This is a genomic window from Microbulbifer maximicatervae (SeqCode), from assembly GCF_052467325.1.
This window is the reverse complement of record NZ_CP174310.1, coordinates 1529686-1542998: the sequence shown is the minus strand read 5'-3', so window position 1 is coordinate 1542998 and position 13313 is coordinate 1529686. Positions and strand designations below refer to the sequence as shown.

The following is a 13313-nucleotide window of genomic DNA, read 5'->3' as shown; positions in this document are numbered from 1 at the left end:
CATAACCAGTGTAGAAGAGCCGAATAAAGTTATTGACCTAAAGTTAGGTTTAGGTATTAAGCTGCCCTCTATTGTTTGGGAATTTGGAATTAGATGAGGCAATTCACGATGGCTATCCCTGGTATTAATTTGCAGAAATATTTAGATCGTATCAATTTTGAAGGAGTGCCAGCTGCTAACTTAAAGTGCCTGCAGGCATTAGTGACCCAGCATGTTCGTACTATTCCATTCGAGAATGCCACTTCATTCTTGGGAAGCCCCGTCAATATTGAGTTGAGTTCTATTGAGGCCAAGCTGATAGAGCAAAAACGAGGGGGGTATTGCTATGAACATAATGCCTTGTTAGGGGCCGCGCTTAGACAAATGGGTTTCAAAGTTACAGACCTTGCGGCACGGGTTCTTTGGCAAATGCCTATTGGGCATCAAGCTGCCCAATCTCACATGATCCTGATGGTGGAACTTGAGGGTTCTCGCTTTCTGATCGATGTTGGATTTGGCAGTAACACTTTGACTGCACCATTGAATATAGATTCTAGTGATCGTCAGAGCACACCGCACGGTGTTTACCGCTTTACTTTAATAGATGATGATTACCTGTTAGAGGTCACAACCGATAGTGGTTGGCAACCTATGTACAGCTTTGACTTGAAACCTAAAACTCATGGTGATTATAAAATTGGTAATTGGTATTGTTCAACGCATCCTGAATCCAGGTTTGTAAAGCACTTGATTGTCGCTCGGTCTTTCCCAGAGGGACGGCATACACTTTTCAATAGACAGTTAAGCTATCAGCCACTTTTAGGCTCCAAGAGTGTTGTCATGTTGGCGGATGTCGATGAGCTTCGGGCTACTTTACTAGATGTTTTTGGGATAAAAGTACCAGCAGGCAGGGAAATTGATCAAAAGTTAGGCCGGATATTTGAGTTAGACGGTATAGCGGAGCGAGTCATATGAAGAGGATAGGTGTTGTTTACCATTCTGTATCTGGCTGCAGCAAAGCTCTTGCGGAGTCTGTAGTGGAGGGGGTTAACACGGTAGAGAAGTGCATCGGTGTTGCCCTTGAGGTTCAAGGGGAGAGCATTGATCAAGGACGTTATAAAGACCAGTCATTATTAGTTCAGTTGGATCAATGTGAAGCTATAGTAATGGGTTCGCCGACCTTTATGGGTACTGTCTCCGCTCAATTCAAAGCATTTATGGATGCAGCAAGTGAGCGCTATGGAGATCGATGCTGGTTGGATAAGTTAGCTACAGGATTCACCGTAGGCAGTAATTTTAGCGGTGATCAATTAGGTACCATCAGGACACAACAGGTCTTTGCTGCACAAATGGGCATGTTGTGGGTTCCCTTGGATATTTTACCGAGTCAAGATTCCCTGGGTAGAAACCGAGGTGGCTGTCAGTCGGGCTTGGTAGCTGTCGCTGAAAGGGCTGGAGAAATTCATGAGTTGGACCGACTTACAGCTGTACATTTAGGTCATCGAATGGCGGACTTAGCACTACGAATTTCCGATTTTAGGGCTACGCCTTTTGAGTAGCTTTTTGCTACTCAAAAGCAGGCTGCTGATGCAGCCTACGATGACGATAATGCCGATTAGCTGAAATCCCGCTTGGTATTTGTAGAATCCCTCTGTTGGTTGTTGAACAGAGTCAAAAAAGTTGGCTAGCAGATCACTGAGTGAGCGGATGTAAGCGAACTCTATATCTTGATCTAGTGAGAGTCCGATGAGGGTTTGAATTATCCCTCCTAAAATAAATCCTCCAGTCACGATTAGGGCTGAGGCAATAGCATGGACCTTCTTTGGAAGCTCGGACTGTACTATTGTAAGAGATAGGATGGCGCTGCTGAGGCCAAAGCCCAAGAGAAAATTTGCAGCCAGAGTCAAGAAGTCGGGCAAGTGAATGCTCAATAAGATTGCAACAGCGATAATTGCTGAGAAGCTAAAAACTCTGGCTGGAATTACGTAATCGCCCCTATGTTGAGACCAAGCGCCAACGATAAAGCTGCCAATAATAATACCCAGTGAGGCGGCAGTATTAAATAGAGCACTTTCTCCCGGCGTTTTACGAAAAAAAGCAACTTGAAACTGTATATCCCATAAGTCTAGATAGGCGACAATTACGCCGAAAAGGCAGGAATAGAAGACGAAGGCCAACCAAAAAGGCCTTGATTTTACGCATAGTTTTAGCTTGCCAGCGAGTGATGATTTTTCTGTTGGAATCGTATTGACTGAGTTTTGGCGACTGCCGATAAAGAGAAATAGCAGTATAGCGAGGCAAAGAAGAAATAAGGTTGCGGCAAAGTAGGGCTCTCGAAAAGAAACCTCCACATCAAAGACACCGAAAAGTAAAGAGAGTGAGGCCGCCGCGAAGTTTGACAGCCCCTGGCTAATAGCGACCATCAACGAAAACCGGCTGGGTAAATCCCTCCCAATAACGTAAACAACTCCCAAGAAACTGCTGGATAGACCAAGGGCGATTAACAATTGTCCAGCAAGGGCTGAGCCGAAAGAGTGGCTGCTGGCAAAAATTGCACAGCCGCTAGCTGCAAAAATTGCCGATACGCCCAATAAATATCGCGGACTTATTGGGCCTAATAGCGAGCCGAGTGCAAGTTGGCCAATCGAGTAAGCAATAAAATAATATCCGCCTAAAATCCCCAGTGCATGATGACTTAAATCGAGTTCGGCAGCCAGATTTGGCGATAGAAGTGCAAATAAGATTGAGTTCGAAATGCTGGCAGCAAAGAAAATGAGCGCAAATATCCAAGCTGTGTATCTTTTCTTTTCCTCTGCCATAATTTAATTGCCGCTTGAATCAGCTACCACGAATCAATTTCAGGCTCCAGTTGTTATGCTCCTCAATAACCTGTTCTAAATCTATAGTTGTAATATTTCCATCTCGGACAATAATGCGGCCGTGAATAACTACAGTTTTTGCGGTTTGGGGTGCCCGGAATACGATAGCTGCTACTGGGTCTGAAAGGCTTCCGGCATAGTTAATCGTGTTTAGTTCAAGGGTGAAAAAGTCTGCACAGCGGCCGACTTCAAGTGCGCCAATATCGGAACGATTCAGGACACTGGCTCCTCCAATGGTGGCCAATTCCAATGCCTCCCGCGCTGTCATCCACTCTTTGTCGCGCAATGGATGGGATTGGGGGAGTTGAGAGTACTTTAGTGGTCCCTCCGGTGGGAGTAATCCCATTCGAACTCTGCTGAGAAGCATTGCTTGGCGGGTCTCCAGTAATAAATTGGATGCATCATTGCTGGCTGAGCCATCCACACCGAGTCCCACACGGATACCGGCATTTAGAAAATCCTTGATAGGTGAAATTCCCGATGCAAGCCGCATATTTGAGCTGGGGCAGTGCGCAATACCGCACTGGTTACGAGCCAGAGCTTGGATCTCCAGGGTATCTATGTGTACTACATGGGCGAACCATGTATCTGACCCTAGCCAGCCCATTTCTTCCATCCACTCTAAAGGGCGTTTGCCAAAGTGCTCTAAAGTAAGTCGTTCTTCATCGAATGTTTCACATATATGAGTATGAAGCATTACACCTTTATCTCGTGCCAGGCTAGCCGTGTCCTTTAATAGTCTTTCTGAAACAGTGAAAGGCGAACAGGGCGCAAGAGCTACCTGGGTCATGGCTCCATGGCTGGGGTCATGATAGCGATCGATAACGCGAATACTGTCGTTCAGGATAAATTCTTCATTCTCTACGCAATTGTCAGGAGGCAACCCTCCCATTGAAGTGCCCTGTGACATGGAGCCTCGGCTGGCGTGAAATCTGATTCCCAAATCTTGCGCTGCTTCAATAATCACGTCGACATTATTGCCATTCTTAAATAAATAAGCATGATCAAAAACTGTGGTGCACCCTGACAGAAGCAGCTCGCAGAGCCCCACGAGTGCGCTGGTACGAGACGCTTCTGGGGTGATGCGTGCCCAAATGGGGTAGTGCAGCTGCAGCCACGTAAATAAGTTTGTGTTTTGAGCGAGGGGGAGATTGCGGGTAAGGGTTTGGTTAAGGTGGTGATGAGTGTTTATAAACCCTGGGAGCACAATCTGATTGCTGGCATCGATAACTGTGTCTGCTTCCTCTGGCAGGCAGCTTGTGGGGCCGACAGAAGTGATGATCCCATCCTCCGCAAAGAGAGCTCCGTTTGCGATTTCTCTTCGGGAGTTATCCATAGTTACCAGGATTTCGGCATTCTTGACTAACAGGGTCTTGGGAGTGTTGATAAAGCGAATCCTCTGCTTATCGGTGAGTTCCAAATTTTGGATCTGTATATAGAGATAGTATCTGTAGCGAGGGCTGCTGAGCTGGTTCTGGCGCCATTGATGGTACTAATGCGCCAGTAATCTATAGCAGAAAAGAATACACTTAAAAAGTCGTTATCAATGTATTTGATTTATCCATTTAGAGAAATCCCGCGAAACAAGTAATCAGAAAGGGGGGGGTAATGTGCCCAGGGGTGCGGAAAAAGAGTTGGTCAAATAATAAGCTTTATTGGGGGGCCATTATGCTTGTCTGATGATGATCGATGCGCCATAAGTCTTTTCTAGCCAGTCGTATTAATGCCGTGAGTGATGGCGTTTTTGCCATTGCTATGACGCTGTTGGTTTTTAATATCCAGATTCCCGATCTGGAGGATATAAAGCCGGGCGAGGATTTCCACAGCAATATTCTTCAGCAGTTGCCCCACTTTTTTTCCTGGATACTGAGCTTTGCGATTCTCTGTCGGCTGTGGCTTACCCACAATCATCTGATGTCGGACCATCAATTTAAATCGGTAGCCTTTACCAGTTTTAACTTTTTGTTATTGGGGGCGGTGGCGTTTATTCCCTTTCCAGCAAGTTTGATGGGGGAATACCCTGACCAAGTTTGGTCAGTGATCTTATTGTCAGCAAGCTATGCGGTGGCCGCTATAGCAATTGCGGGTATGTGGTGTGTCGCTGCCAATCGAACGAACGTATCCGCGCACCGTGTACTAGTGGTCAGTATGGTGATGTTGTGTACCAGTATCCTGGCGTGCTTGTTGACCCTTTTCAATCCCTATTGGGGGCTTGGGCTTTGGATAGTGTATGTGTTGGGGATAGCGCCTCTGGCTCACTTTGTCGAAAAGCGCTATGCCCCTGCAGAGAGTTGAGATGGGACGCTGGGCCTGCCATATGGGTGTTGGTGGCAGGCCTCAAAAGATTAAATCAGGCTGCACACCATTTTAATATGGGGAATTCCCGCTTCGTAAAACACGTCGCCTTCAGCTTCAAATCCAGCCTGCAAGTAAAACCTCTCAGCATGTTGCTGTGCATGTAAATGGACTTGCTGAAAGTTTTGTTTCTTCGCCTGCTCGCAGATGGCTCGTAATAGCTGGGCCCCGATGCCGCACCCACGTGAAGACTTTTGAACAGCCATACGACCAATTTTTCCGCCTTGGGTGAGGCGTCCGGTGGCAACCGGAGTTGTTTCGCGGTAGGCGAGGAAGTGCTGGGATGTCTCCTCTTGATCATCCCATTCCAGGTCCGCAGGTACCTGTTGTTCCTGTACAAAAACTGCTTCGCGAATTGAGCGAATTGCGTCCCGGTCAGTGTTCCAATCCGCTAGGCGTATAGCTACTGGTATCTCAGAAATCCTCAGGAGGGTAGATTAAGGTGCCCTGTGCAACCAGCTGATCGAGAAGGCCGCTGTCTTCGGCTATTTCCGGGAAGGCTTCGATATCATCCCAGGAAATTTCATGGGATTCAGCAAACTGCTCGGCAAATGCCAGGGGGCAGGGGAAGGCTTCACCATCAACAAACAAAGTGGCTGGCTCGCGGCAAAAGGCGGTGCGGGAAGCGGGATTTAAAACCAGTTGTGCTCCCTGGGGCATTTGTTCGCGCCAGTCTGCAGCGTCGTCAGCGTCCAGGGCGACAGTATCCGGGTATTTTGCTTCGGTCATAATCGAGCCAAACCACTGGGCGATTTTCTCCGGCTGCTGCAGCCACTCGCCGAGCTGTTGTTGCAGGCGGATAACAGAGGCGGGGTCAATTTCCGCTGGGTTTTTCGCCACTTCAGCACCGGCATCGGTGTAGCGCTGGCTGTCCGGCAAATCCATAGCAATTTCAGCGGCGAGATCTTCGAGGATCGCTGCGGCGGAAGGGGCGCGGAAACCAATAGAGATCGTGGTGCACCCACCTTCGGCTATTCCCCAATGGCTGTATTGGGGCGGCAAGTAGAGCATATCGCCGGGCTCCAGTACCCAGCTGTTTTCTGCTTCGAATTCTTTCAGGATATTGAGGGGTGTTCCTTCGAGGCGGGGATTGCTTTCATCCACTTTGGGGCCTTGCTGCCACAAGCGCTTGCCTTCGGCCTGGAGAAGAAACACATCGTAGTGATCGTAGTGGGGGCCAACGCTGCCCTTATCGGCGGCGTAACTGATCATCACATCATCCAGCCGCCAGTCGGGGATAAAGCGGAAGAAATCTTTTAGTTCAGCAATTTCTGACAACCACTGATCGACAGCTTGTACCAGCAGGGTCCAGTGGGTTTTAGGGAGGGAGAGAAAATCCTCTTCAGTGAATGGACCGGTGCGAAGCTCCCAAGGGCCACTTTCACCATTTTCCAATACCAAGCGAGACTCGACCGCCTCCTCCAGGGCCATACCTGCGAGTTCTTCACCCGAGATGGGTGATTCAAAGTTGGCGAAAGCATTGCGTATCAGCAGGGGTTTCTGCTGCCAGTAGTCACGCATAAAAACTTCGATGGGCATGTCGCCAAGATGGGTAAGGGGGCTGGCCACGGTAACTCTCACTGTCAGAAGGCTAGGGTTTGTATCTGGATATTCTGAGGTTCGAAAACTATCCAGCGTACTTTTGTATTTCTTAAAAGATGACCAGCCGCACTGGGTGCGGCTGGTAGCTGGGCTCGGTTAAATTTTGCGAGCCTGTTCCACGGCGTTACCGATATAAGATGCCGGAGTCATTTCCAGCAGATCGCTCTTGGCCTCTGCGGGAATCTCCAGATTCTCGATAAATACTTTCAGGGTTTCACGGTTGATACCCTGGCCACGGGTCAGGGCCTTCAGTTTTTCGTAAGGCTCTTCAATGTTGTAGCGACGCATAACCGTTTGGATCGGTTCCGCCAACACTTCCCATGAATTATCCAGGTCTTCCGCCAGGCGCTCGCGGTTGATTTCCAGTTTGCCCAGGCCTTTCATGGTGGCGGCATAGGCAATGGCGGAATAGCCCGCACCCACCCCCATATTACGCAGCACGGTTGAGTCTGTCAGGTCGCGCTGCCAGCGGGATACTGGAAGTTTGGCTGCCAGGTGCTGGAATACGGCGTTGGCGATACCCAGATTGCCTTCGGAGTTTTCGAAGTCAATGGGGTTAACTTTGTGCGGCATGGTGGAGGAGCCAACTTCACCGGCTACGACTTTTTGCTTGAAGTAACCCAGGGAGATGTAGCCCCATACATCGCGGTCAAAATCGATCAGGATGGTGTTAAAGCGGGCAACAGCGTCGAACAGCTCAGCAATGTAGTCGTGGGGCTCGATCTGGGTGGTGTAGGGGTTCCAGCTAAGACCCAGAGAAGAAATGAATTCTTCAGCATTTTGCTCCCAATCAATATTGGGATAGGCGGACAGGTGAGCGTTGTAATTACCTACCGCACCGTTAATTTTACCCAGCAGCGGTACCGCTTTAATCTGGGCTACCTGGCGGCGCAGGCGCGCGGCCACGTTGGCAAGTTCTTTACCAACAGTAGACGGGCTGGCTGTCTGGCCGTGAGTACGGGACAGCATGGGGACGTCGGCAAACTCCTGGGCCAGGCCTACGATAGCGTCAATCAGGGCTTCCATCGCAGGCAACATGACGTTGTCGCGGCCGGCGCGAAGCATCAGGGCGTGGGACAGGTTGTTGATGTCCTCAGAGGTGCAGGCAAAGTGTACGAATTCACTCACTTTTGCCAGCTGGGCATTGCTGCTGATTTTATCCTTGAGGAAGTATTCAACCGCTTTTACATCGTGGTTGGTGGTGCGCTCGATTTCCTTGATGCGCTCAGCATCTTCCAGGGAGAAGTCGGCCACAATGCTGTCGAGCAGCTTGTTGGCAGCTTCGTCGAACTGCTCAACTTCGGCGATCTCTTTATGTGCGGAAAGTTTTTGCAGCCAGCGTACTTCCACTTCAACGCGGGCGCGGATCAGGCCGTATTCACTGAAAATTTCACGCAGGGGGGCAGTCTTGCTCTCGTAGCGACCATCAATAGGGGATACCGCTGTGAGTGCGGAAAGCTCAACTGTCATAGTAAATCTCCGGGATTAGTGTTCTATAGATTCGATATGTGCGATCAATTCGTTGGTCGCATTCAAAAGCTTTTTGCGCTGGAACAGAAGGTGCAGGCGACGCCCACCCAGCTGTCGCCATAGGGTTGCCGAGCGGATGCCGGCAAATAGCATGGAGCGAATTTGGTTGGCGATACGCTGCTGTTGCAGGTAATTGAAGTCACCCAGTACTTGAATCCGGAAGCGGAAGGTACCTAGCGTATCGCTGTAGATGCTGGCGAGGTTGGAAAATACATTCTCGTGAGTCAGCTCGAAGTGCTCTGCTTGAGTCTTGGCCTTATCCAATCGGCTGCCAATGATTGATAGCAGGTCATTATTCTTGCTGAGTTGTCGCTGCAGGTAGATCACCGAGAGGGCGTAGCGTAGACCGTCGGTATATTCCGGGTGTTGCCGGGTCTTTAGTATTTGCTGCGATACTTTTAAGCCGGGCAGCAGCTTGTCAGCACCGGCGAATATATCTTCAGTGCGATCAGGGTTTAGTTGGAAGAGGCTATATACCCCGGTTTCCAGCTGTTCCTGCGGTGCAGAGCCTGTTTTGGCCAGGCGCTCCACCAGTGTTGCGGATTGGAATATTCCTGCCAGTGCCAGTGCCTGATCCCGCCAGTTATTCAAAATTACTCCTTAATCTTTCTTGTATTTTTCCGGTACTGCGGCGCCGACTCCCGTGGCTTTCTCGATCACCGCACCACCGAGACAGATTTCTCCATCGTACAGTACCAGAGATTGTCCCGGTGTGATTGCGCGTTGTGGCTCGTCGAACTCTACAACCAAATCGCCATTGTCCTGCAGGTGCACGGTGCAATCCTGATCTGGTTGGCGATAGCGCGTCTTGGCCTGGCAGCGGAAGGTTTTGCCCGGTGCTGCGCCATTAATCCAATGGGTTTGTGTTGCTTCCAGCCCCGTTGCATAAAGCAGGGGGTGGTGTGCACCCTGGGCCACAATCAATACATTGCGCTCCAGGTTTTTTCCGACAACATACCAGGGCTGTTCGCCTGCACCCTTGACGCCACCAATACCGAGCCCCTGGCGCTGGCCAATGGTGTGGTACATCAGGCCCGCGTGGCGCCCCATGACTTCACCTTCTGGGGTTTCCATATCGCCGGGCTGGGCGGGCAGGTACTGCTCAAGGAAATCCTTGAAGCGGCGCTCGCCGATAAAGCAGATGCCGGTGCTGTCTTTCTTGTTGTGGGTGATAAAGCCGTTTTCTTCAGCGATACGGCGAACCTCGGGCTTCTCCAGCTCCCCTAAAGGAAAGAGCGAGCGGGCAAATTCGGCTTCTCCCACCGCGTGCAGGAAGTAGCTCTGGTCTTTGTTGCCGTCGAGGCCCTTCAATAAATAGGTGCGGCCATCGATATCGCGGCGACGGGTATAGTGCCCGGTGGCTATTGCATCGGCACCCAGCACTTCGGCGTACTCAAGAAAGACCTTAAATTTGATTTCCCGGTTACACAGGATGTCCGGGTTGGGAGTGCGCCCAGCTTTATACTCTGCCAGGAAGTACTCGAATACGTGATCCCAGTACTCCGCAGCAAAGTTGGCAGTGTGCAACTTGATGCCCAGTTTCTCACAAACCGCCTGGGCATCCGCCAGGTCCGCCTTAGCGGTACAGTATTCTGTGCCGTCGTCTTCATCCCAGTTTTTCATAAACAGGCCTTCCACTTGATAGCCCTGCTGGATCAGCAGGTGTGCGGCTACAGAGGAATCCACACCGCCGGACATACCGACGATGACGCGCTTTGGCTGTTTGTTGTGGGTGGAATCAGGCATAAGAAGGACAGTCACTACTTCACTGGTATGAAAGGGGGGCGAATTTTACCTGCGAACGCCCCGTTTGACCAAGACCGCTTTGATCTTCCGTTATAGATTATCGCTTTCGGCGCGGTCGATTGCGGTTGTTTGCCGGCTTTGTTCGGGGCTTGGGAGCGCTAAAAACCTCTTCCGTTCGATACTCGCCAGGCTTTAATGAGTCGAGCTTCCAGCTGCCTATCGCCACCCGGATTAGCCGCAGGGTAGGGAAGCCTACCGCCGCAGTCATCCGCCTTACCTGGCGATTCCGCCCCTCGGAGATAGTCAGCTCCAGCCAGCTGGTTGGGATCGATTTGCGTTCGCGAATTGGCGGCGTGCGGGGCCAGGGCTCCATATCAGGTAGGCGCTTGGCCTTGGCAGGTGCGGTTCGGCCATCCTTCAGGTCGACCCCTTGCTTGAGCATATAAAGGGCATCATCAGTAATGTCACCCTCCACCTGGGCCCAATAGGTCTTGGGCATCTTCCGCTTGGGGTGACTGATTTGATGTTGTAGCGCTCCATCATCAGTCAGAAGTAGTAATCCTTCAGAATCGTAGTCCAGGCGGCCCGCCGCATAGAATCCCTTGTGCTGGATAAAGTTAGCCAGAGTGGCGCGATCCAGATCATCTGTAAATTGGCTTAATACGCCAAAAGGCTTGTTGAGGAGAATAATCTTTGCCATAAGAAAAATTGAGTATTGTAATCCAACTACAAAAATTAGCCGAGGCTGCTATAATCCCGCCGTTTTTCATCCCCGCCCTAAGGTCCCGGGGGAGCGGTGCAAGCAACGCTGGACCTAAAAAGTCATAGAATTTTGGGAGTTTACGCAATATGGGTCATATCCAAGTGCCGGCAGACGGCGAAAAAGTTACAGTCAATTCCGACGGTTCGCTGAATGTTCCGAATCGCCCGGTTATTCCTTTCATCGAGGGTGACGGCATCGGTGTGGATATCACCCCGGTAATGCGCAAGGTGATCGACGCGTCTGTAGAAAAAGCTTTCGGCGGCGAAAAGAAAATCGAGTGGATGGAAATCTACTGCGGTGAGAAAGCGGCAGAGACTTACGCTGGCGACTGGTTCCCGGCTGAAACTCTGGAAGCGATCAAAGACTACGTTGTTAGCATCAAAGGCCCCCTGACCACTCCAGTAGGCGGCGGCTTCCGTTCCTTGAACGTAGCCCTGCGTCAGGAGTTGGATCTGTACGTATGTCAGCGCCCGGTGCGCTGGTTCAGCGGTGTACCTTCTCCGGTTAAAGAGCCGAACAAGGTAGACATGGTTATCTTCCGTGAAAACTCCGAAGATATCTACGCTGGTATCGAGTGGAAAGCTGACACTGACGAAGCTAAGAAAGTTATCAAGTTCCTGCAGGATGAGATGGGTGTTAAGAAGATCCGTTTCCCTGAGAACTGTGGTATCGGTGTTAAGCCGGTTTCTGCAGAAGGTACCAAGCGTCTCGTGCGCAAGGCTATCCAGTACGCTGTGGACCAGGATCGCGATTCTGTAACCCTGGTACACAAAGGCAACATCATGAAGTTCACCGAAGGTGCCTTCGCTGATTGGGGTTACGAGCTGGCTCGCGACGAGTTTGGCGCCCAGCCGCTGGACGGCGGTCCCTGGCACAGCTTCAAGAACCCGAAGACTGGCAAGGAAATCGTTGTTAAGGACGTAATTGCTGACGCTATGCTGCAGCAGATTCTGCTGCGTCCGGCTGAGTACGACGTAATTGCTACCCTGAACCTGAACGGCGACTACCTGTCTGACGCACTGGCTGCACAGGTTGGTGGTATCGGTATCGCTCCGGGCGCAAACCTGTCTGACGACGTTGCCCTGTTCGAAGCAACCCACGGTACTGCGCCTAAGTACGCTGGCCAGGACAAGGTTAACCCGGGCTCCCTGATTCTTTCCGCTGAGATGATGCTGCGTCACCTGGGCTGGAACGAAGCTGCTGACCTTGTAATCAAGGGTATGGAAGGTGCTATCGAAGCCAAAACTGTAACCTACGATTTCGAGCGTCTGATGGACGGTGCTGAGCTGAAGTCCTGTTCTGCGTTTGGTGACGAAGTTATCAAGCACATGGCTTAAGCTACATCCGTGAGGCCGGGCTGGCTTTAAGTTGGCCCGAGCCCCATGAAAAAAGCCCTTCACATTGGTGAAGGGCTTTTTTATTGTCTGTTTGCTGGGCTCGCTTAGCCGACAGCTTCCGCTTCCTTCTCCCTCGACTTTTCTGTGTGTACTGCATCAGATTCGCTTTTGCTCGAAGTGTTGGGTGAAGTGGTTTCGGAGGTCAATGCGGAGATATTCGCAGCGTGGTAGCCCTTGTCTCCCCGAATAATATCGAAGGTGACTTGCTGGCCGGCCTTCAGGGTTCGGTAGCCTTCCATCTGAATTGCGGAATAGTGCGCGAACAGATCCTCCCCTCCCTCATCTGCAAGAATAAACCCATATCCCTTAGCGTTGTTGAACCACTTTACAGTACCGGTAGGCATAACGATTCCCTCTAATTGCCTGAGTGGCCCCTGGCCACCTTACAGAGTTTTTATATTTATTTGACCTGCTGGTTAGTCGGCTGCGATCCTATCTGCGACTAACGTTTGATGTAGCGGTCACTACCTCTTGTAGTCAACAGCTGGGGGATTGTCAAGGTTCCCCGCTGACCGCTGTGTCAAACGTCAAATAAGGTTACAATGTCACGTCATTGAAGGTTGCATTAGCTGCAATTTTCAGGCTCGATAGAATTCATTGATAATTGTTATGAGTACTTCGCTAATCATTAAACTAAGCTCCAGTGATTCCGATGGAGACAACCCTTACCTGGATGACTTCGATGGTGGGTTGGCCCTTGAGGAGGCGCCGCCGCAGCTGAAGCGGCCGCCGATGTACAAGGTCATTATGCTCAATGATGACTACACCCCCATGGATTTTGTTGTTGAAACTTTGGAGTTGTTTTTTTCAGTAAACCGGGAGCGCGCCACACAGTTGATGTTGCAGGTTCACACACGGGGAAAAGCAGTGTGCGGTGTCTATACTCGGGATATAGCGGAGACAAAGGCTGCACAGGTCAATCAGTTCGCTCAAGAGAATGAGCATCCCCTGTTGTGTGAAATTGAAGCGGACGAGAGCAAAGAGGATTGATTCTGACAAAAACTGCTTTGAACAAAGGGTCCCGTCACCTGAAGGGAATCAGCCAGGATATAAACGCCGGCG

General features: G+C 50.6%; 14 protein-coding genes. 5 read left to right on the top strand and 9 right to left on the bottom strand.

What is annotated here, in order from left to right:
* Window positions 1-108: 108 nt before the first annotated feature.
* Both ACJJIE_RS07040 and ACJJIE_RS07035 read left to right on the top strand, forming a co-directional pair.
* On the top strand, window positions 109-954 hold the full coding sequence (locus ACJJIE_RS07040) for an arylamine N-acetyltransferase family protein (RefSeq protein WP_444894074.1): 846 nt from the start codon (window positions 109-111) through the stop codon (window positions 952-954).
* Entirely contained in the window at window positions 951-1538 is a 588-nt protein-coding gene (locus ACJJIE_RS07035; protein ID WP_444894073.1) for a flavodoxin family protein, read from the top strand. The genes ACJJIE_RS07040 and ACJJIE_RS07035 overlap by 4 nt, the downstream gene beginning before the upstream one ends.
* Here the strand turns inward: ACJJIE_RS07035 and ACJJIE_RS07030 are convergent.
* Together ACJJIE_RS07030 and ACJJIE_RS07025 are read right to left on the bottom strand one after the other, a co-directional pair.
* Window positions 1500-2798 (bottom strand): MFS transporter, encoded by a 1299-nt coding sequence (locus tag ACJJIE_RS07030; protein WP_444894072.1) that lies wholly within the window; start codon window positions 2796-2798, stop codon window positions 1500-1502. The two genes, ACJJIE_RS07035 and ACJJIE_RS07030, sit on opposite strands and share 39 nt — an antisense overlap.
* Before the next feature lie 19 nt (window positions 2799-2817).
* The gene (locus ACJJIE_RS07025; protein WP_444894071.1) at window positions 2818-4278 is read right to left on the bottom strand and encodes an 8-oxoguanine deaminase; all 1461 of its coding nucleotides are present in this window, start codon (window positions 4276-4278) and stop codon (window positions 2818-2820) included.
* A 269-nt stretch (window positions 4279-4547) separates the two neighbouring features.
* Between ACJJIE_RS07025 and ACJJIE_RS07020 the strand changes: the two genes are divergently transcribed.
* Window positions 4548-5153: a TMEM175 family protein gene (locus tag ACJJIE_RS07020; protein ID WP_444894070.1), complete on the top strand. Its 606-nt coding sequence runs from the start codon at window positions 4548-4550 to the stop codon at window positions 5151-5153.
* Between the two features lie 50 nt (window positions 5154-5203).
* Here the strand turns inward: ACJJIE_RS07020 and ACJJIE_RS07015 are convergent, their stop codons facing one another.
* The 6 genes from ACJJIE_RS07015 to ACJJIE_RS06990 all read right to left on the bottom strand — a co-directional run bounded on the left by ACJJIE_RS07015 (window position 5204) and on the right by ACJJIE_RS06990 (window position 10791).
* Entirely contained in the window at window positions 5204-5569 is a 366-nt protein-coding gene (locus ACJJIE_RS07015) for a GNAT family N-acetyltransferase (RefSeq protein ID WP_444894754.1), read from the bottom strand.
* Window positions 5570-5627: 58 nt separating this feature from the next.
* On the bottom strand, window positions 5628-6782 hold the full coding sequence (locus ACJJIE_RS07010) for a JmjC domain-containing protein (protein ID WP_444894069.1): 1155 nt from the start codon (window positions 6780-6782) through the stop codon (window positions 5628-5630).
* Window positions 6783-6911: 129 nt separating this feature from the next.
* A complete protein-coding gene (purB, locus tag ACJJIE_RS07005) occupies window positions 6912-8285 on the bottom strand; it encodes an adenylosuccinate lyase (RefSeq protein ID WP_282933081.1) in 1374 nt (457 codons plus the stop codon).
* 15 nt (window positions 8286-8300) lie between these two features.
* Window positions 8301-8939, bottom strand: coding sequence for a high frequency lysogenization protein HflD (gene hflD / locus ACJJIE_RS07000; protein WP_413665869.1), 639 nt, complete (start codon window positions 8937-8939; stop codon window positions 8301-8303).
* 6 nt (window positions 8940-8945) lie between these two features.
* Window positions 8946-10091: a tRNA 2-thiouridine(34) synthase MnmA gene (mnmA, locus tag ACJJIE_RS06995; protein ID WP_444894068.1), complete on the bottom strand. Its 1146-nt coding sequence runs from the start codon at window positions 10089-10091 to the stop codon at window positions 8946-8948.
* 97 nt (window positions 10092-10188) lie between these two features.
* A complete protein-coding gene (locus tag ACJJIE_RS06990) occupies window positions 10189-10791 on the bottom strand; it encodes a pseudouridine synthase (RefSeq protein WP_444894067.1) in 603 nt (200 codons plus the stop codon).
* A 149-nt stretch (window positions 10792-10940) separates the two neighbouring features.
* On the opposite strand from ACJJIE_RS06990, the gene icd reads away from it, so the two are divergent.
* Window positions 10941-12191, top strand: a complete 1251-nt coding sequence (gene icd, locus ACJJIE_RS06985) for an NADP-dependent isocitrate dehydrogenase (protein WP_020415259.1) — start codon at window positions 10941-10943, stop codon at window positions 12189-12191.
* A gap of 104 nt (window positions 12192-12295) precedes the next feature.
* On the opposite strand, the gene cspD is transcribed toward icd, so the two are convergent.
* Window positions 12296-12595, bottom strand: a complete 300-nt coding sequence (gene cspD / locus ACJJIE_RS06980) for a cold shock domain-containing protein CspD (protein ID WP_413662225.1) — start codon at window positions 12593-12595, stop codon at window positions 12296-12298.
* A gap of 265 nt (window positions 12596-12860) precedes the next feature.
* On the opposite strand from cspD, the gene clpS reads away from it, so the two are divergent.
* On the top strand, window positions 12861-13241 hold the full coding sequence (clpS, locus tag ACJJIE_RS06975) for an ATP-dependent Clp protease adapter ClpS (protein ID WP_282933076.1): 381 nt from the start codon (window positions 12861-12863) through the stop codon (window positions 13239-13241).
* The last annotated feature ends 72 nt before the right edge of the window (window positions 13242-13313 follow it).